21 protein-coding genes are annotated in these 20374 nt (G+C 51.2%); 12 read left to right on the forward strand and 9 right to left on the reverse strand.

What is annotated here, in order from left to right; all coding sequences use genetic code 11:
• Positions 1-8: 8 nt before the first annotated feature.
• The 7 genes from HOL66_14790 to HOL66_14820 form a co-directional block, all read right to left on the reverse strand.
• Complete coding sequence (locus HOL66_14790; protein ID MBT5245502.1) at positions 9-707, reverse strand: hypothetical protein; 699 nt, start codon at positions 705-707, stop codon at positions 9-11.
• Positions 708-721: 14 nt separating this feature from the next.
• A complete protein-coding gene (locus tag HOL66_14795; protein MBT5245503.1) occupies positions 722-1270 on the reverse strand; it encodes a chemotaxis protein CheZ in 549 nt (182 codons plus the stop codon).
• 153 nt (positions 1271-1423) lie between these two features.
• Complete coding sequence (locus HOL66_14800) at positions 1424-1810, reverse strand: response regulator (GenBank protein ID MBT5245504.1); 387 nt, start codon at positions 1808-1810, stop codon at positions 1424-1426.
• Between the two features lie 125 nt (positions 1811-1935).
• Positions 1936-2631 (reverse strand): hypothetical protein, encoded by a 696-nt coding sequence (locus HOL66_14805; protein ID MBT5245505.1) that lies wholly within the window; start codon positions 2629-2631, stop codon positions 1936-1938.
• A gap of 30 nt (positions 2632-2661) precedes the next feature.
• Positions 2662-3180 carry a hypothetical protein gene (locus HOL66_14810; protein ID MBT5245506.1) on the reverse strand — a complete coding sequence of 173 codons (519 nt, stop codon included), beginning with the start codon at positions 3178-3180 and terminating at the stop codon, positions 2662-2664.
• Positions 3177-4370 carry a flagellar motor switch protein FliM gene (gene fliM / locus HOL66_14815; GenBank protein ID MBT5245507.1) on the reverse strand — a complete coding sequence of 398 codons (1194 nt, stop codon included), beginning with the start codon at positions 4368-4370 and terminating at the stop codon, positions 3177-3179. The genes HOL66_14810 and fliM overlap by 4 nt, the downstream gene beginning before the upstream one ends.
• Positions 4371-4439: 69 nt before the next feature.
• A complete protein-coding gene (locus HOL66_14820) occupies positions 4440-4979 on the reverse strand; it encodes a flagellar basal body protein FliL (GenBank protein ID MBT5245508.1) in 540 nt (179 codons plus the stop codon).
• Positions 4980-5316: 337 nt separating this feature from the next.
• On the opposite strand from HOL66_14820, the gene flgF reads away from it, so the two are divergent.
• From flgF to HOL66_14840, 4 genes are all read left to right on the forward strand, one after another.
• On the forward strand, positions 5317-6051 hold the full coding sequence (gene flgF / locus HOL66_14825; GenBank protein ID MBT5245509.1) for a flagellar basal-body rod protein FlgF: 735 nt from the start codon (positions 5317-5319) through the stop codon (positions 6049-6051).
• 97 nt (positions 6052-6148) lie between these two features.
• On the forward strand, positions 6149-6934 hold the full coding sequence (gene flgG, locus HOL66_14830; protein ID MBT5245510.1) for a flagellar basal-body rod protein FlgG: 786 nt from the start codon (positions 6149-6151) through the stop codon (positions 6932-6934).
• A gap of 13 nt (positions 6935-6947) precedes the next feature.
• Entirely contained in the window at positions 6948-7949 is a 1002-nt protein-coding gene (gene flgA / locus HOL66_14835) for a flagellar basal body P-ring formation protein FlgA (protein MBT5245511.1), read from the forward strand.
• Positions 7950-7969: 20 nt separating this feature from the next.
• Positions 7970-8734, forward strand: a complete 765-nt coding sequence (locus HOL66_14840; protein MBT5245512.1) for a flagellar basal body L-ring protein FlgH — start codon at positions 7970-7972, stop codon at positions 8732-8734.
• Positions 8735-8879: 145 nt separating this feature from the next.
• Here the strand turns inward: HOL66_14840 and dksA are convergent, their stop codons facing one another.
• Positions 8880-9296 carry an RNA polymerase-binding protein DksA gene (gene dksA / locus HOL66_14845; GenBank protein MBT5245513.1) on the reverse strand — a complete coding sequence of 139 codons (417 nt, stop codon included), beginning with the start codon at positions 9294-9296 and terminating at the stop codon, positions 8880-8882.
• A gap of 186 nt (positions 9297-9482) precedes the next feature.
• Complete coding sequence (locus tag HOL66_14850; protein ID MBT5245514.1) at positions 9483-9914, reverse strand: hypothetical protein; 432 nt, start codon at positions 9912-9914, stop codon at positions 9483-9485.
• Between the two features lie 373 nt (positions 9915-10287).
• Between HOL66_14850 and HOL66_14855 the strand changes: the two genes are divergently transcribed.
• The 8 genes from HOL66_14855 (at position 10288) to HOL66_14890 (ending at position 20368) form a co-directional block, all read left to right on the forward strand.
• The gene (locus HOL66_14855; GenBank protein MBT5245515.1) at positions 10288-12609 is read left to right on the forward strand and encodes a flagellar hook-basal body complex protein; all 2322 of its coding nucleotides are present in this window, start codon (positions 10288-10290) and stop codon (positions 12607-12609) included.
• A gap of 261 nt (positions 12610-12870) precedes the next feature.
• Positions 12871-14016 (forward strand): flagellar basal body P-ring protein FlgI, encoded by a 1146-nt coding sequence (locus HOL66_14860; protein MBT5245516.1) that lies wholly within the window; start codon positions 12871-12873, stop codon positions 14014-14016.
• A gap of 11 nt (positions 14017-14027) precedes the next feature.
• Positions 14028-14342, forward strand: a complete 315-nt coding sequence (locus HOL66_14865; GenBank protein MBT5245517.1) for a hypothetical protein — start codon at positions 14028-14030, stop codon at positions 14340-14342.
• Positions 14343-14344: 2 nt separating this feature from the next.
• On the forward strand, positions 14345-14788 hold the full coding sequence (locus tag HOL66_14870; protein MBT5245518.1) for a hypothetical protein: 444 nt from the start codon (positions 14345-14347) through the stop codon (positions 14786-14788).
• A 21-nt stretch (positions 14789-14809) separates the two neighbouring features.
• Positions 14810-17032, forward strand: a complete 2223-nt coding sequence (gene flgK, locus HOL66_14875; protein MBT5245519.1) for a flagellar hook-associated protein FlgK — start codon at positions 14810-14812, stop codon at positions 17030-17032.
• A 10-nt stretch (positions 17033-17042) separates the two neighbouring features.
• Positions 17043-18674, forward strand: coding sequence for a hypothetical protein (locus HOL66_14880; protein ID MBT5245520.1), 1632 nt, complete (start codon positions 17043-17045; stop codon positions 18672-18674).
• 288 nt (positions 18675-18962) lie between these two features.
• Positions 18963-19214: a hypothetical protein gene (locus tag HOL66_14885; GenBank protein ID MBT5245521.1), complete on the forward strand. Its 252-nt coding sequence runs from the start codon at positions 18963-18965 to the stop codon at positions 19212-19214.
• A 284-nt stretch (positions 19215-19498) separates the two neighbouring features.
• Positions 19499-20368 carry an N-acetylneuraminate synthase gene (locus HOL66_14890; GenBank protein ID MBT5245522.1) on the forward strand — a complete coding sequence of 290 codons (870 nt, stop codon included), beginning with the start codon at positions 19499-19501 and terminating at the stop codon, positions 20366-20368.
• The last annotated feature ends 6 nt before the right edge of the window (positions 20369-20374 follow it).

Below are 20374 nucleotides of genomic sequence, written 5' to 3' on the forward strand. Positions count from 1 at the left end.
AAAGGCGCTCATTTGCCATCCTTTTTATCAATTTTGATAAATTTCAGGCGGGTCTCGTCACTGCTTCGCACGAAAAACCAGATGTTGGTCTTTTTAGGATCACCCGGCTGTATGCCGACGGCAACACTATCGGGCGGCACCCCGCGTGACATCATTTCGCGCACAAAGGCACCCGCACGCGACATTTCAAGGGTTTGCCCAATAGGCATTATTTTTCCCGTTTCGTAGGAACTGCCAATGACGAATTCCATATCAAAGCGGAACCCGGGCGGGCGACCACTGAGCGATGCGACGATCCGGTCAAGTAGTGGTTTTTGGGATTCCCTTATGTTGGCCTGATCTGTTTCAAAAAGGATATCGGTTGCAAGTTGCACACGCATCAGGCGGCCCGGCTGAACAACATCAACCTTGGTTACCTGAATGGTCGTCGAGAAAATATTGGTTACCTGTTCCTGGAATTGCTGACCGGCCAGGACCTCGCCTTGAGAATTGCTGACGGCGGTCAGCCGCAGGCTAGGTGGCAGGATTGTCGTAAATGAAGATGAAAGGCTATCCATCGCCGCTTGCGATTTTACATCCTCGATGGTCGAAATACTGACAAGCAGAATAAAAAATGCCAGAACAAGCAGATACAATGCCAAAAACAGCGCTAGGCTGCTTCCGCCGTGGCCTTCTGTGGGATCGTGAAACTCCTCTTGCAAGGGCATGTGGTCCTAGTGGCTTAGTCGAAACTTGCTAATAACGCGTCGATTTCCGCCTGGGATTTGGCCTGTTCGCTTGCTTGCGGGCCATTTAACAGATCTTCGTCTGTGATTTCTTTTTTACCTTTTGAAGCTGCCTTCTTTTTTGAATTTTTAGCCTGGCTTGTTGAATTACCGGCAAAAACAGCAACCAGATCGTCGACTTTTTCCTCAATCTCTTTAAGTGTACTGACGACTTTGGTTATGCGCTGGCCGGTAATATCCTGAAAACCGCAGGCCTCATAAATGCTGGTTGTCGCTGCCATCAATTGATCGGCATTTTTGCCTTTCAAACCCGACATGACTTCTTCGATTATTTCCGTCGAATCCATAATCAGGTTGGTGGCGTCAGCTGTAGCCTCGATAATAGCGTCGAGTTCACCAGATGCAGTCGGCAGGAAATCCTCTTTGACCTCATCGGGACTAAGAGCGGCGATTTCTTTTTTAGCGTCCTGAATGTATTTTGCCAGAGCCTCAAGTTCAGCGAAAAGATCAGATGTTTTGGGTGCTTTACCCTTGACCGATTTCATCACTTTACCGACAACTCTCGCCGCTTTGCGCGCCTTGGTCGTACCGACTTTTTTCGCTGCTGCTTTTTTTTCCGCAGACTTTTTAGCGACGGCCTTTTTTACAGGCTTGGTCACACGGGTAGCTGTTTTTTTTGCGGTAGGCATGGCTGCCTCCTAGAATTCTCCAAGCACACTGGTAATCTTGGATTTCAAAGTTTCCGCATTGAACGGCTTAACAATATAGTTCGATACACCAGCTTCCTTGGCGGCGATCACGTTTTCAGACTTACTTTCCGCCGTAATCATGATGAAAGGCAGATGTTTCAGTTTGTCATCGCCGCGCACTTCTCGAAGCAGTTGAATACCCGTCATTGGCTCCATATTCCAATCAGAAATCACCATACCAATATCTTTGGTACGAAGAACTTCAAGGGCCATACTGCCATCGGTAGCATCTTCAATATTGTTAAAATTCAATTGCTTGAGAAGATTACGTAAAATTCTCAACATCGTCTTGTAATCGTCAACGATCAAGACGTTCATATTCATATCGACAGCCATTTATCACTCCATCATAGCCAGCCGCAAAATCACATGTAATAAATTCACAAATGTGTCGTTAACATGTGCCCCAATTCCCGTAGTATTAATTAAATCAAGGGGATGGGTATCGCAACCTTTTAAATTTAACCACCAGAACTATTCGTTTCGTTTGGCAAATTCCTTAACCTTGATAATTCAACGGTTATTTCAGTTGCCCGGGCCGGATTCATCTTCGCCATAATCGGCGCCAATTTACGCTCCTTCATGCGTTCACTCACCAAAAGCAGGGTATCCATATCCAGTTCTTCAAAGATTCGCGCCGCATCTTTTGGCTTCATATTCTCGTATATCTTGACCAGGCTCTGGATTTTGGCCACCTGCTGATCATCATAGGTTTTAATCAGCTTTTCGATTGTGCTTTGAAAATTCTTTAATTCGGCAATTTTTTTGTCAATACGCTCTTCGGCTGCCTGCAGCAAGCCGTCACGCATTTCCATCTCTTTTTCCTGCGTTTCAAGGAGTTCCCGGCGATCAGAAAGACGTTGCAACAAGTCAATTTCCGCCTGCGTTAACAACGTCGGATCATTGGTCACCAGACGAGAAACCGCCTCGGGGTCATCCTCATCAGCTGGAACCTGTTCAACCTCTGCCTGGTCTGCTGCTTCACCGTCCGCCGGTGCCTCTGTGCTTTGGGCCCTGGCGCTCGCAACAGATATGGAATCGCCAACCGAAGTGTGACTGTTAAGCGCCCCGTCGACGCCATCCCAGATATTGCCGATACGCACGCTCAACATTAGAACGGCGGCAAAAATCATGGTTGGTAAGAAGCGAAATTTCATAATCTTTTTGAACCTTGCATCAAGAGCACCCTAGCGAACCTGGCGAAGGGCTTCGATCAGATCCCTTTCGGCTTGTGATTTTTGCTCATCGAGTTCTTCATCTGTATTGGCGTCTGCGCCTGCAAAGGCTTTAACACCGGTATCCTTCATTCCCTTGCGCGCTGCAATAGCATCCGAAATTGTTTCAATTCCCTCCACAGGGCGTTTCGGCATAGCCGACGCGGCATCATCTGAGGTATTTCTGGTTCCGCGCACGCCTTCTTCAAGACGATCCGCCGCCAAGGTTCCCCTATCAATCAAAAAGGAAAGATCATCACGCAATCCCTGGGCTTTATTTATACCCTTCTGCAGGACATCGGTTGAGCTCTTCAGGCGTTGTATGCTGTCATCAGCACGCGTTGTTGACTGACTGAAAGTAAGGGCGAGCTTTTCCAGCTCTTCTTTGTGGCGGCGCAAATTACCAAGTTTACGATTGAGCACAACCGCATAACCGATGGTAATCACCAGCAACACGGCAAACGCGATATCAAAACCCAGTGACAATGTCAAAATCCGTCCTCCTCGCTCTGGATCAGGCGGTCCTCGATCTTGACGGCCATTTTCTCGCCTTTTCGACCCATTTTTCCGGTATACAACATCACTTCACCGCAACGCAAATGTACCCTGGAAGTTGGCGTCGCCCCCAGCATCAACTGCGAACCGACCTGAAGTTTGAAGACATCTCCCAGTTTCATGGTCAATTGGTCAAGGACTGCCTCCAATTCAACGTTTGTCAGCCATAATTCCTCAGCCAAATGGGTTTCCCAGATCGAATCACGACCAAACTTTTCACCCATGAACATCTGTAACAGAAGTTCACGTACCGGTTCCAGGGTCGCGTAAGGCAGCATCATCTCAAGCCGTCCGCCACGGTCTTCCATATCGATACGCAATCTGATCACAATGGCGGCATTGGAAGGTCTGGAAATCGTTGCAAACCGGGGATTTGTTTCCAGTCGGTCAAAACGGAACGTTACCGGGCTTAAGGGTTCAAACGCCGCCGATAAATCCGATAACATGACATGAACCATGCGCTCAACAAGGGAACGCTCAATCGTCGTGTAGGGACGCCCTTCAATACGCATGGCTGCCGTACCACGACGCCCGCCAAGCAAGACATCGACGATCGAATAAATCAGTGATGAATCGACTGTGATCAGGCCATAGTTGTCCCATTCCTCGGCCTTGAACACACTCAACATCGCTGGCAAGGGAATTGAATTGAGATAATCGCCAAAACGGATAGAAGCAATATTATCGAGCGAAACTTCAACGTTGTCAGAAGTGAAATTACGAAGTGATGTCGACATCAGACGAACCAGACGGTCGAAAACGACTTCCAGCATCGGCAAACGTTCATAGGATACCAGGGCGCTGTTGAGAATAGCCTGGATGCCCGACGTTTCATCGCCATCATCATGCTCGTCATCGAAACCAAGCAGTGAATCAATTTCGTCCTGATTGAGAACTCGGGTGGATTGACCGGCCCCGCTATCACTGGCCGCCGCGGCTCCGTCGCCACCACCATCACCGCCGTCGCCAGCCATCATGGATTCCCATTCGGCGGCTAGATCGTCCTGATCGTCTCCGTCTCCGCCATCACCGCCGCCGCCACCGTCGTCGTCGTCACCGCCTTCGGCAGCTTCCCACTCGGCCATCATGGCTTCTTGATCGACTTCGTCGTCTGCCGGTGTTGTCATTTGTTGGCTTCCGTCGTCATTAATTTGCAGACCCTAAAGTGACCTACTCGTCACGGGCCCTTGCGGGACCTACTGAACAAGCATTTCTTTAAACAAAACATCGTTGATCTTGGCCGGGGCTATTGCCGCACCAACCCGCTTCAACAATTCTTCACGCAACCTGTACATTCCCGCCGATCCTTTTAAATCCTCGACCCTGAGTTCCCTAAGGTAGACCTGGAAATTATCAACAATCCTGGGCATCACGCGTTCTACTACCGGTACGTCTTCAGGTTTTTCCAGTTCCAGGGCGATCCTTATCTTCAAAAAGGTTGATTTACGTCCCGTCGTACTGAGATTTACCAGAAGCTCCGGTAAATCATAAAAAATGGCGTCCTGGGCAATGGCGTCCTCATCCTCGGCCGCGCCATCACCCGCAATCATATCGATCAGTGGCTGCAGCAAGCCGGTGAAATAAGCCGCCGCCGCGCCACCAATAACCAGCAACAGCGCCAATCCGATGATGATAAAGAGCTTTTTCTTTCCTCCCCCGTCGGAGGATCCACCCTCTTCATCTTCGTCTTCGCCGTCTTCGTCCAGATCTTCGTCTACATCGTCATCGTCGGCCATTGGTTATTCTCAGAAAAACTAAAGTTGATACGGACGAAACAGTACGCTGATTCTTATAGTGCGTGTGAATAAATGTAGACCCTGATGGTTAACAAGTCATTGAGAGCAGGAGCCATATTTCTCCCCCTTCTATTGCTGTTTTACGAACAGTAATCAGCTTGATAGCCAAAATGGGGCAAAAGCTGCCCAGCGACGGGTAAGGAACGTCTGTTGGGCCCTGTCCTGAACCGCCTACATCACCACAAGTTATTGAAATCAAATAAAACTCCTTGTTGGCATGACCTGTGCAAGGTTGCTGTCGGGAACGTGAAGCTTTTGGGAATTAGGATTGTAAGAAATGGAAAATACATCACTGATAGCCGTATCCAGACAGGCGGTACTCCGCCGTTCAATGGATGTCATCGCCAATAATCTGGCAAATATGAACACCACCGGGTTTAAAGGCGAGAAGATGATGTTCGTCGAACATCTGGTTCGCAGCCGTGGCGGTGAACGGATTGGTGGCGATAAACTGGCCTTCGTTCGCGATATTGCAACGGCCAAGGATTTATCCGAAGGGGCCTTCAAAAAAACCGGTAACCCCCTGGACTTGGCGATCAGCGGCGAGGGCTTCTTCGTCCTTGGTACGCCAGGCGGTGAACGCTATACCCGAAATGGTAACTTCCAGATGGACTCCACCGGCCAACTGGTCACCCGCAACGGTGACCCTGTGTTGTCCGACAGTGGTGAACCATTTTTCATGAGCCCCGAAGACACCAGTATCGATGTCGCCCCCGATGGCACCCTTTCAACGGAAAACGGGGTGCTTGGCAAGATGGCCGTGGTCAGCTTTGCCAACAGACAGGATATGCGGGTTGTCGCAGGCGGCATGTACAGCACGACCCAGGGGGCAACCCCGGTCGAACAACCAACAATTGTTCAGGGCATGCTCGAAGGATCAAACGTCCAGCCCATTGCCGAAATGACGCGAATGATCCAGGTCGCACGTTCTTACGAGAGCACCAAAAGCTTTGTTGGTCGTGAGGATGAACGGATGAAGGAAATGATCAAGGAATTCGCTACCCCGGCATAAAAACCGGCACAGCGTTGATTTAACAACGAACGTAAACGCTAAACACAAAGACAAAACCGGCGTAAAGCCGGTCAGAACCTAAGGAAAGGACGGGAAAATGAGATCACTAAATATTGCAGCGACGGGCATGTTAGCCCAGCAACGCAACGTCGAGGTCGTATCGAACAACCTCGCCAACATGAATACCACCGGGTTTATGCGAAGACGCACTGAATTCCACGACCTGCTTTACCAGAACCTGAGACGAGCCGGTTCGACATCTTCGGATGCCGGGACCATCGTTCCATCAGGTGTACAGCTGGGACTGGGCGTCAAACTGGCGGCGGTTTACCGAATTCACGAACAGGGCAACCTGAGCGCCACTGACAACACCTTCGACATGGCACTTCAGGGCAAGGGTTTCTTCCAGGTACAGCTTCCTGGTGGTGAAACCTCCTACACCCGTGACGGCACATTCCAGTTAAATGCCAATGGGGAAATTGTCACCCACGACGGCTACAAGTTGATTCCCGGTATTACAGTGCCATCCAACGCCATTGACGTCACCGTCAATGCCAGTGGTGAAGTTTTGGCCAAAATCGAAGGCAAGGTGAAGTTATCCAACGTTGGTCAAATTCAAACGGCTGTTTTTGCCAATGATGCCGGCCTCCAGGCTATGGGTAACAACCTGTATACGGAAACACCGGCATCGGGCAGTCCCTCCACCGGAGCCCCCGCTTCGACCGGTTTCGGTTCCATTTTGCAGGGGTTTCTTGAAACTTCCAACGTCAACGCCGTCGAGGAAATTTCCAATCTCATTTCCGCCCAGCGGGCTTATGAAATGAATTCGAAAGTAATCCAGACTTCCGACGAAATGATGGGCACCGTCGCCAACATGAGGTGAGGAGTTTAGGAAGATGATGAAAAGATTACATGATCACCCGCCAATGTTCCTGGGCCTCGTTTTAAGCCTGTTGTTGCTGCTCGCCTTTGTCGTCCCTGCGGCAGGCAGCGAAAACGCCCGGGTGGCTTCTGAGCCTGCTTTGGATCAGGTTGTTTTGCGCCAGAACATCACTGTCGACAACACGCTTGTTATGCTTGGCGACTTTTTCGACGGGGCCGGGGAAAAGGCGACCATTGCCGTGGCCTATGCCCCGGAACCCGGGAAGCGGGCCGTATTCGACGCCAACTGGTTGTACCGGGCCGCCAACGCTTACGGTCTTAAATGGAAGCCTTTGAGCCTGAAACAACAGGCCGTGGTGAAACGCGAAACGGTAACCATTGGTCGCGAGGAAATCGAAGATCACATTCTCGCCGCCCTGATCGACAAGGGCGCCGACCCTGAAATGACTGTGGAATTGAGCAACCGGTCCATGCGCCTTTACGTGCCGTCCAGTTCCTTGGCCAGGGTCATTGTCGAGAACGTTGATTATGATCAACGCACAAAACGTTTTTCGGCTTTTGTCTCAACCCCGGATTCAAAATCCACCAGGGTCACCGGGCGTCTGCAAAAGATGCTGAGTGTGCCGGTTACCAACCGCCGGATGTTGAAAGGCGAACTGATCGGCTCACAAGACATCGTATGGATCAAAACACCATCAGAGCGGATTCAGCCTGATATCGTCATGCACCCTGATGATCTTATTGGCAAGACACCAAAACGCGGACTTCGTTCCGGTTCACCGATCCGCAGTTCAGACGTGCAGCGTCCGGTCATTGTCAAAAAGGGTTCTCTGGTCACGATGATTTTGAAAACCCCGATGATGACCCTGACATCGCAAGGTCAGGCCATCGACAACGGGTCTGACGGGGACGTTATCCGTCTCACCAACACGCAAAGCAATACCGTTATTCAGGCCGTCGTTTCCGGGCCCGGCGTGGTCACCATCACGCCAGCCAGTCACCTGGCCATGAACTAGCAGAGACTTGGAGAAAAATGATGAAAATATCACATCCGGACAAAACACTCAGGCTGATCCCAGCCCTCGTCCTGATGGCTGGCCTTTCTGCCTGCACCAGCACAATGAGCCGGTTGGCGGAAGTCGGCAACGGCCCCGAACTAACCGAGATTACCAACCCGACAGCGCAACCTGAATACCGGCCGGTCAGTATGCCCATGCCGACTCCGGAATTGGCTGAAGAAAATCCAAATTCACTTTGGCGGGCCGGCGCGCGGGCATTCTTCAAGGATCACCGGGCCAAAGAGATTGGTGACATCCTGACCGTATCCATGGACTTCACCGATAGCGCCACCCTGGACAACACGACAACCAGGACCCGTGCTGACACAGAAGACACCGACGTTACCAATCTGTTGGGACTTGAAGCGGAATTCACCAAGGTGCTTCCGCAAGCCCTGGCCAATGCATCGGTGATGAGCTTTGGTAACGCTATGGATACCGAAGGCACCGGCAACATTACCCGCTCGGAAGCCTTGTCGCTTTCCATGGCCGCCGTTGTTACCCAGATCCTGCCCAATGGCAATCTGGTGATCATGGGTCGTCAGGAAATGCTGGTGAACAAGGAAATTCGTGAACTGATGGTCAGCGGCGTTGTCAGACCCGGCGATATCGAATCCGACAACACCATCGCCCATACCTCTATTGCCGAAATGCGCGTCGCCTACGGTGGACGCGGAACCTTAAGCGAACTCCAGAAACCGCGCTGGGGAACGCAAATCTGGGATATTATCTTCCCGTTCTAGATTTCAGGAAACTGTATCTGGACAAACTTAAGGCCGGCGCTGAGCGCCGGCCTTTTTTTGTTGTTCCGTGATAAACCGGGATCAGGGCAACTTAATAAAATCAATCAAAATCGATCAAAGTATCTGCATTAAAATGCAGTTTGATCTAGTCGTCGCGATGGGTTTTTTCCATCCGTTCATGACGTTCCTGCGCTTCGATGCTCAACGTCGCAATCGGACGGGCTTCGAGTCGGGACAGGCTGATCGGTTCGCTGGTTTCCTCGCAGTACCCGTATTCACCTTGCTCGATTCGATCCATCGCTTCATCAATTTTTGAGATTAACTTGCGGGCCCGGTCACGGGTGCGAAGTTCAAGGGCGCGATCGGCTTCAATAGAAGCCCGATCAGAAATGTCGGGTTCCTGGACGCCACCTTCCTGAAGATGCTGCAGGGTTTCGTTAGACTCGCTAAGGAGTTCGCCCCGCCAGGACAAAAGTTTCTGGCGAAAATATTCTTTCATATGCGGATTCATGAACTCTTCTTTTTTGGAAGGTTTGTAATCCGGTGCAAGCGTCACATTCATTGCTTTGACTTTCCCCATCGCATTTCCCAAAGGTAGATATCGACCACGTTAAAATTTGGCGCGGAATATAGGGCTGCAAGCGATGGGCCGCAAGAGGGCTTTTTCATTGACACAGATTTAACTGGATTCAATGTGCCAAAAAAAACCGGAAATTTCCGGCAAAACCACCAAAAACTGGCTTAAATTCTAGGTTTTACGCGTTAATTTGGCGATTTCGACTTCCGCACGCAACTCGATCTCATCAATGATTTCATTGAGCTTGGGATCAACTGTTTGACGTCGATGGGCGCGCATTTTTTGCGCAAGAGAGCTCAATTTCTCTTTTTCGATGGACCCGACAAGCAAATCCCGGCGTAAATCTTCCAGGTGTTCGAGCACGTCGCCGCCATATTGAACGCCCAAACGTCGAGCTCGTTGCTGGGTTTGATCATCAGCCTCCTGGACCGCCAGGATGGCATCCACAGAATTTACGGCGCCTGCCTCTGTTGACGCAGACAGGCCCGCGCCCGCAGCAGCGCCTTTTAGATGTTCGGCGAATGCAGCCCCATGCCCCTGTTCGACTTTCTTACGCGAAACAGAAGATGCCGATTTGCCGGATTTAACCTTCGATACCTTCATCCTTGGAATTCAATCACTTTATAGCGTTTAAGGAAATGGTGTTCGGGTCGAAAAAGAGTTGCCATGAACAAGCCGCCATCATCCCCCATCGGCCCTAACAACTCATTAAAAAATAAGCCTTGTTTGCGTTTACGACAAGCCCTGCACGCTTAAGAAATGCAAGTCAGAGATGCCGCCAACCCGGCAATATCTGCGCCGACCAGGTAGATACGACCATAATGGCCTCCAGCACGATCTTGGGCAGATATAATATCTTTTAAATTCAAATGGTTATCAAGACAAGTAAGTTGGCATCTATTTTGCTTATAAATTAGTGGAATATTCCGTCCGCCATCAGGATATGGCGATGGTTCAATATAGTGGAGTCATTAAAATGCCTGTTTATTCGGCCTTTACAATCCCGTCCCTTGGAATGAGGGCGCAAGCCCATTCTCTGGCCACAATTGGTAATAATATTGCCAATGTGACAACGGGCGGCTTTAAGCGGACTGACACCAATTTCTCGACTCTCCTTAGCAACACCATTGATAAACAATCGGATATTGGCGGCGTTAGGCCCAAGGATTTGAACCAGATCACCCAACAGGGCAACATCGTCATCAGCAACCGTGATCTGGATCTGGCTATCAATGGTCAGGGTTTCTTTGTTCTCAATTCCAGTGCCACCGGTGGCGGTCAGACCTATTACGGACGCGATGGATCGTTTGAAATGGCCACCGTCAACGATATTTCCGTAACCGGCACCCCTTCGGTTGATGCTAACAACAACACCATCGCCAACACCATAATCTCCAAGGACGGTTACCTGGTCGATAAAAACGGCTATTTCCTGCAAGGCTGGACGGCAGACCCGGCCACCGGATTGTTTACCAATACCTCCTTATCGTCCCTTCGCATCGACCCTTATGCCTTTGCTGTATCCGGGCAGACAACCACAACGGCCGCCCTGAAATTGAATTTACCGTCAGCCGACAGCCCCGGAGTCAATCATGTCTCTGAAATCGCCATGGCAGGCTCAGTCGGCGCCCTCGAGGCAGGTGACACCTACAGTGTGACCGTCGATGGCACAACGGTGACCTATACAACGACAGGGGCTGAGGCAAATTTGAATGCTGTACGCGATGCCTTCGTCGCCGCCATTAATGCCAACACGACTGTTGCTGCAGGGGCAACCGCATCGGCAAGTACCGTTGATGGTAAACTTCTGATTACCGGCAAGACTCAGGGCACAACCCTGACGGTTTCCAGCGCAACGACAAACGTCGGTGCCGTCGCCGATAATACAATTTCCAGTTCAACCACCCAGACTGCAAAAGCTGGTGATGCCCAATACTACAATATCAAAATTTATGATTCCAACGGCAATGCCCGTTCCGTCCGGCTTGATTTCACCAAAACAGCGACCAACACCTGGAATTTATCGACCAGCGTCGGCAAGACCCCGGTCGCCCAGGTCGATACGCTGACCCTGGCCGGAACGATCGAGGCTGGCGATGTTTATTCGACAGTTCTCGCGGGCACGACCTTCAGTGTCACCGCCAGTGCCTCCGACACCCTGACCACAATTCGAGACGCCCTGGTCAGCAGCATCAACGCCGACGCCAGCGTTAAAGTTACGGCTGCAAGCAGTGGCTCCGCCGCTTTGACCCTGACCGCCGATACGGCGGGGACATCGTTTACCAACGTACCATCAACAACAAATACCGCTGCCGTCGCCCAGATTGACCGCGTAACAATGACCGGTAATTTCGCCATTGGTGATACCGTTTCGGTGAATGTAAACGGGATCGGGGCCGTCCCATATGCCGTCATCGGCACGGATTTAACTGATAATGGCGGCGACGGCACCGGTACTGACGCCATAGCCCGAAATAATATCGCCATAAAATTGGCAGCAGCTATTGTTGGCAATGGTCCGACGGCAGCCGTTACAACCGCGACCGCCCCGGGTGGAGGAATCGTTTCCCTGACGGCAGTCGCAGCCGGTACGGCTTTCACCCATACGGCGGCCGCCGTCACCGCAACGACTGGTTCAGCGGGTTCATCAACGCCAACCCCGAATATTGCCGCCTTAGGAGATAACACGGCGACGAAAGCCACCCCTACGGCCAACGTATCGCCGTCGGAAACAACGACAACATCCGTCACCAGCCTGGTATTCGATTCCAAGGGAATAATGACATCGCCTGCCTCGGGTTCGGTGTCACTGGCTTTGACGTTCCCGCCCGAAGGATCATCCCCGGCGGCTACCGCCACTGTCGCCATGGACATTGGTGAACTTTCCCAGTTTGCTGGAAACTTCCTGCCATTCAGCTATTCCAGTAATGGTTATGCAGCAGCCAATGCACAGTCGATCCGCTTTGACAGCAAGGGCCAGGTTATCGCCACATTTGATGATTCGACATTTCGGACGGTCTATAAAGTCCCGCTGGCGCAATTTTCCAACGCCAACGCGCTGGAGGAATACAACGGAAATGTTTATCGGGAAACCGAGGAATCGGGTGTCGCCCGGGTCGTCGATGCCGACAAAACAGGCTACGCATCATTCCTGCCCAGCACCCATGAAGTCTCGAATGTCGATCTGGCTGGCGAGTTTACCCGCATGATGATGACCCAGACGGCTTACAATTCATCGGCGACAGTCTTTAAAACCGTCGATGAAATGATCTCTGCAGCCCGCGATCTCAAGCGATAAGGCCTAAATCAGCCAACCCGGCAATATATGCCACAGCTTAACATCAAAGAACGGCATTCTTTACCGGCAACGGCGATGAAATTAGAAAATTTCTGTTTAAAAACAACACACTGACAAAAGTTAATATTTGGCACGATTTTCGCATATTTAAGGGGTGAGAAGCCCGCACAAAACAATTTCAAAGGGCCTGACAGGTTGATACGGAAAGAAAAAATGATCGGCAGAATTAAAATGAATGAATTGGCTCCAACTCCCCACGGCATGATCGAGGTGGGCTGTGTTCTTCGCCCCTTAAAGCGGATTATGCTGCCAATTGTCGCGGGTTTGTTCATCATCATGATCGCCGCCACCGCTGCTCAGTCAGCCTCGCGTATCAAGGACATCACAGAATTTGAAGGCGTTCGCGAGAATATGCTGGTCGGTTACGGCCTCGTCGTTGGCCTTAACGGCACGGGTGACAGCCTCGCCGATGGCCATTTCACCAAGCAGAGTCTGAAAGCCATGCTCAATCGTCTTGGCGTCAAACCAACCGATGCCGGACTTGATTCAAACAACGTCGCCGCGGTCATGGTCACAGCCGAGCTGCCGCCTTTCGCGCGCAAGGGATCTCGCATTGACGTCACCGTGAGTTCCCTGGGCGACTCATCGAGCTTGTTGGGTGGCACCCTTTTGGTAACCCCGATCCTTGGTGCAGATGGCGAAGTTTACGCCGTTTCCCAAGGTCAATTGGCCGTCGGTGGTTTCGCCGCCGCTGGCGCCGCCGAAACCATCACAAAAGGTGTTCCGACCAGCGCCCGTATCGCCAACGGGGCGATCGTCGAGCGTGAAGTCAGGTTTGAACTGGCAAGTTTGAAAAAAATTAAAATGACCCTGCGCAACCCTGATTTCACAACATCCAGGCGTATCGCGCAGGCCGTCAATGCGTTCCTTGGAACCACTGCTGCGACCCCCACTGACCCGACAACGGTACAAATCAGAATACCCAAAGATTACGCTGGTGATGTTTTCAATCTACTGGCCGATATTGAACAATTGCGCATCGAGCCTGACCAGATGGCCAGAGTCGTTATCGACGAACAATCCGGCATTATCGTGATGGGTGAAAATGTTCGCATCAGCACCGTCGCCATTGCCCAGGGCAACCTGACGATCCGCATTACCGAAGCCCAGCAGGTTTCACAACCTGGTCCGTTTGCCGAAGTTGGCACCACGACGACGGTCAACCGCACTGATGTCGCCGTTGACCAGGGCGAAGATCAAAGATTGACCGTTGTTAATGAAGGGATCACCCTGCAAGAAATGGTCAACGGACTGAATGCGTTGGGTATTGGACCGCGCGACATGATCACGATCCTGCAAGCCGTCAAGGCGTCAGGCGCGATGCAAGCCTCCATCGAGGTGATGTAATGAATACTTCAATGACCACAGCAAACGCCCTGCAGGCCGATACGGCGATGATGGCAGCCGGGCGGACAGCAAGGCCCGTCGCCAGCGGCGATGTTCAGCAAATCCGCAAAGTCGCCGAGGATTTTGAAGCGGTTTTCCTAAGCCAGATGCTCAAACCGATGTTTGCTAATCTGGGCGCTGAAAAACCTTTTGGTGGCGGCAGCGGCGAAGATATGTGGCGCTCGCTGCAAGTTGATGAATTCGGCAAAGCCATCTCCCGCAAAGGCGGTATCGGTATCGCCGACAATATTTTCCGTGAAATGCTCAAACTCCAGGAGGCGAATTAGTCATGAACGCAACAGGAAGAATTACTGACCTGATTGAAATCACCGAGCGACTGGAAAACCTTCTGAGTAAGGAAAACAAGGCACTTGGCGATAGAGATGCCAAGGAAGCGACCCGTTATCTTGACGAGAAAAACAATCTGAGCCGCATCTATGAAAGCCGCATCAAAGGCATCATGGACAATCCTGCGGCATTGGCCGAAGTGGATCCGGAACTACGCCAGAAATTGCGTGAACTGGGCGAGAAGGTCAATTTAATGATCCGGGAGAACGCACAACTTCTGAAGATCACCATCGAAGCCAACCGCCGGGTCGTCGAAATGGTCGCCGAGGCCGTTAAATCACAGCAGCCCGGGCCGGGAATCTATTCGGCAAAAGGAACATCCGACAAAGCAGACGTCCATTCTGCACCACGCAATCTGGCGCTGTCGCTGGATCGGTCTCTGTAGAAATTCTGGGAGAATAATTCAATGGGTGGTACAATCACAGGCGCGCTGAGAACAGCACAAAGTGGTCTTTTAACAAACCAGGCGGCCCTTGACGCGGTCGCCAATAACATCGCCAATGTCAATACTGAAGGGTACTCCCGCAAGGAAGTCCAGATTGAATCACGGGTTGTTGCGGGCTCTGGCGTCGGCGTTCAAATTGGCGAAATCAAACGCACCATTGATGAAGGTTTGTTGAAAAATCTGCGTGCGGAAATTGGCAATTTTGAAAAATTTGCCGCCCAAACTCCCTATTACGAACGCATGCAGGAAATGTTTGGCGCCCCTGGCGATAATATATCAATAAGTCACGTCATTGCCGAATTTACACAAGCCCTGGAAACCCTGGCCCTGTCGCCGGAAAAAACCCTGGATCAATCCGAAATGGTGCGCCGGGCCAGTGACATGACCCAGAAACTGCAGGAAATGAGCGCCGCCATACAGGAACTGCGCCTGCAGGCCGATGAGGGAATTTCAGATACAGCAATAAGAATCACCGCCTTATCGAGCGAGCTTGGCGATTTTAACGACAAAATCATCCGTTATGGTTCGACCGGCAGAGACGTTTCAGATCTGCGGGATTTACGTGACGCTTCTTTGGACGAACTCGCCCAGTTGATAGACATCAGTTACTTTTACCGTGCCGACGGCGATGTTGTCGTATTTACCTCTGCCGGGCGCACCCTGGTGGATAACGTTCCTGCGACCCTGACCCATAATGCAGCCAGTTCGGTAACCGCAACCACAACCCTTGCCGAGGGAGACCTTAACGGACTTTATGTCGGCACGGCGATTGTCGGAAATGACATCACCAACAATGTCACCGGTGGTACCGTCAAAGGGTTGATTGATTTGCGTGATACGATCCTGCCCAATCTGCAAAGCCAACTGGATGAAATGGCCGCAGAAATCCGTGATACCTTTAACCAAATCCACAATCGAGGCACCCCTTTCCCCGGCTCCCAGTCGATGTCGGGGTCGCGTGTGTTCGTCTCACCGTCAACACAGACCATCGAACTCGACCCCACCGGCAGCGCCGACGATGTCAACATTTCGTTGTTTACCAACAGTGGCGACCAATCGGCGACAACAACCCTGAACACCATTATGCAGGTCAATTATGGCGGTGCCGGAACCGATGATGATGCCAAGGTTTCTTACGCCGCCTGGACGATTGATGAAGTTGCAGCCCACGTCCAGGGATGGTTAATCGCCAATGGCGCGACAACGGCGACGGCGGCCGTTTCGGCAACCACCGGCAAACTTGATATCAGCCTCAATTCAACCTCACTGAATTTGGCCTTCCGGGACCAGAGCGCCAGCGCAGACGGCAGTTCCGCCGCCGATGCGCAGATCGCCTTTGACGCAAACGCCGACGGTGTCGTTGATGAAACCGTGTCCGGCTTTTCAAATTTCTTTGGCCTGAATGACTTCTTCGTCGATAACCTCGCCGAAAATGTCTTCGAAACCGATGTCATCAGCGCCAGCTTCACCGCATCTGCGGCGACTTTAACAGTGCGCGACAGCAGCGGTATTTTAGGAACCACGGTATCCATCGCCGTTGGCGATAGCCTGAGCACGATCGCCACGAAAATAAACACCGCGACAACAGGCATTACGGCGACGATTGTTCCCGACGGATCAGGTCATCGTTTGCGTATAGCCCATGATTCCGGTTCCAGCATGACCGTTACTCAAGCCGCGGCCAACACCTTGTTAACAACGTTGGGGATGCATAACGGTGATGTTCGTGTCGCCAGCACCCTAAGCGTTCGTAGTGACATCGCCTCGACACCGGCAAAAATCTCGACCGTGGCGGTCCAATGGGACGCCAACCGGGGCGCCGCCGGTGAATATCTTCTTAGTATTGGTGATGACACAACTGCCAGCCAGCTGGCCAGCCTTTTCAAGACCAACAACCAGTTCGATACCTCTGGCGGTATCGCGGCCCTGAACACCACATTCGAGGACTATGCCGCCGCCATTGTCGCCACAAACGCCAATTTAGCCGATGACAACAAAGCTGATCAGAACTTCCAGGAATCCTTAAGAGATAGCCTGCAGTTAAAATCAGATTCATTCCGGGGCGTCAATCTGGATGAGGAAATGTCTAATTTGATCTTGTTCGAGCAGGCTTATTCGGCCGCCGCCAGACTGATCACGGTCATCCAGAAAATGTTTGATGCCCTCGACAGGGCCATCGGTTAGGATGTGAGCAATGAGCCGTATTTCAACACTGTCATCAAATAACGAACTAATTAAACTAATGTTGAAGACGCAATCGCGTCTGCAGGACCAGCAGGTGCAAGTCGCGACCGAAAAAAACAGTCAGGATTATACCGGCATCGCCAAGGATTCCGAGCGCCTGATATCCATCGAGACGACCCGCGCAGTTCTGGACAATTTCAGCAGCACCAACGCCTTGATGGACATGCGTCTTACCGTTACCGGCACAGCCCTGGATGGCATTGACGATGCGTTATCGGAATTTCGCAAGGACTTGATCAAGTTTGAAGCAACAAGCATGACCGGGGTTCTGGAGGTTCGCGACATTCAAAACGTCGCCTTCACGACGTTGCAGACCATGGAGGCCTTCCTCAATACGGACGTTAATGGTCAATTTCTTTTCAGTGGCGGACGAGCCACCACCCAGCCCGTTGATTTGGGCCTGACCACGCTGAGCGATTTGCAAACCAAGTGGGATGGGGCCAATGTCACCTACCCGACCTACCGCGATAACAGTATTCACCCGAAATTAACCGCCACAACGGGTTACCCGTCAAACCCGGCCGCCGGCTTCACGGCCCTTAACTTTACCGCCGGTGCGGGGGGAACCATCGCCACCACAAACGTTACGGCCCAGGTCGACACCGTCACCATCGGCGGCACTGTTGAGGCCGGTGACAAGTACACCGCAACCATCAACGGCACCCTCGTGACCTATACGGTTACCGGTGCCGAGGCCAACCTTGATGCTATTCGGGATAATTTCTTCGCCGCTATTAACACCGCTGCACTCGGGGTTACCGCCGCCGCTGGCGGGGCGGGTCAATTGACCCTGACAGCCGATACAGCAGGAACCGCCTTTACGGCAACGGTCGCCCCCATCAATGGCGGCGTGACCTCCGACAATACGGCGACAATTGCCACCACAACGGCCAATGCCAATGCCTTTGCCAATATTCCCGTTGGCTCCACCATTACCATTTCAGGCGCCGATACCACCGCCAATAATGGCACTTACACGGTGGCTAGTAATTCTGGCGGCGTTATTACCGTTGGGGCCACAGAAACCATCACAACCACGGTAACACCGGATGCCAATGTTGCCGGTGATACGCTCACCATGACTAATAATATGTCCTACTATCAGGGTGACGAGGTCACCCAAACCCATAGCGTCAACAAAAGCAGATCTTTCAACGTTGACCTGAATGGCGTTGATCCGGCCATTGAAAAGGCTATTCGCGGCCTGTTTATTATCGCCCAGGGGCAATTCCAGACTGCTGGTGGCTTGGATCAGAATACATCGCGGGTTTCCGACATTCGTTATTTGATGGATAGCGCCCTGCAACGCAATCCGGGGGGAACGCCTCCTTATGGAACCGAATTGACCAGCAGTCTTGATCAGGTGACCATGAATATTGGTTTTGATCGTGTCCTCATAGACCAAACGAACGCACTTAATAAATCCCTGGTCGCCTTCTACGATCAAAAAGTTGCTGATTTTGAGGATATTGACCCTCTGGCGGTCTATACAAAGATGCTGGACGAACAAACAGCCCTGGAGGCTTCATATTCGGCCATGGCTCGTATTCGCCAGCTCAGCCTGCTTAACTTTATGAACTAACAATAAAGAACGCTTTAAGTGACTGGTTTCAGTGCTTTTACCATTGGGACTCGTGAATAATATATTGTTAAAAACAGCTTTATTTACTGCGAAAAACCATTCCCTGTGGATAATTATCCCCCCTATTAATCACGAAAAATACGCCATAACATATTGAAATTGCACAAAAATAAATTTTTTTGGCATTTTTTAAAAAAAAGGGTGTGTTTTTCTATCTTTTATGCTATTTTGGGTGCCGAAGTGTAGTAGAGATTGTTTTTTCTAGAACAGAAATAGTGGTGCATCAGAATGATGGACTTTAAAGAAATAGGTGGACCGTCTGGACTTAGCGTCACATCGATGCTAGTGCAGAATGCTGTTGCCAAAAATCGGGAGTTAAAGGAGCTCATCGATAAACCGACGCAAAGCGCGGTTGATGAAAAGCCCGATAATGAGAATGCTGGCGCGAAAGTCGAAGAAGCGTCTTCTCAGGAAAGTAGCAACAGTTCCACATTGAACACGGATCAGCCGACTGGTCGGGTGGTGAATGTAGAGGTATAGGTGCCTTGGCATGCCGTTCGGTCCCTTTTCCCTGCGGCTCTCACAAACTTTCATCCCCAAAGGTTTGACGCTTATATCCAGCGCACGGGCTCCACTATGGAAATGCCCGGGGCTTTTGTTTGTCAGCAAGTTATCACGCCTCCTTTCTTCCAGAACCTTCAATAGCCAGCCCCGTTTTTTACTCATTCAAGGAAAATTTAAGCCATCAGAAATACTTAATTAACTAGATTAGACACCATCAAAAGTCTTACCTATGTGGGAGGACATGAGAAAAGGTTACATTTATGGAAGACACTACCCTTTTGGAGCCCTGGTCGGTTAGCGAACACGTCTTCTTCATTGGCGAGATAGGCATTAATCACAATGGTGATATCGATATTGCCAAGCAGTTGATCGATATGGCGAAGAATGCCGGTTGTGACGCTGTTAAATTTCAGAAACGTACCCTTGATATTGTCTATAGTCAGGAAATGCTTGATAGCCCCCGCGAAAGCCCCTGGGGAACCACCCAGCGCCAGCAAAAGGAAGGGCTGGAGTTCGGTGAGGCGGAATACGACGAAATAGACCGTTATTGCAAAGAAATTAAGATCGACTGGTTTGCATCTGCCTGGGACATTCCGTCGCTTGAATTTTTAAAAAAATACAAATGCCCGTTCAATAAAGTGGCTTCGGCCATGACCACTCACAAGGAATTCCTGGAAGCTGTCGCCAGTGAAGGCAAACACACCTTCATTTCGGTGGGCATGTGTACCTATGACGATATTCAGTATGCCGTCGATGTCTTCACCAACAAAAAGTGCCCCTACACCTTGATGCACACAGTTGCAGAATACCCGGTTCCTGAAGAACGTTTAAACCTGCGTGGCATCCAGTATTTGCGCCAGCGTTTTAATTGCCCAGTCGGATACAGTGGCCACGAAGCTTCCGTATCGCCATCCCTGATTGCTGCTGCGATGGGAGCGACTTCCATTGAACGTCATATCACCCTTGAGCGGACCATGTACGGGTCTGATCAGGCCGCCTCACTGGAAGGTCTTGGCCTGACACAGCTGATTTCCCAAATACGAAAAATTCCAATTGTCCTGGGCAACGGGGAGCGGACCATCACCGAAGGGGAAAAATCCGCCGCCGAAAAACTCCGTTATTGGAATTAAGTGTTC

This window comes from Rhodospirillaceae bacterium (assembly GCA_018662005.1).
Lineage (GTDB): Bacteria > Pseudomonadota > Alphaproteobacteria > Rhodospirillales > JABHCV01 > JACNJU01.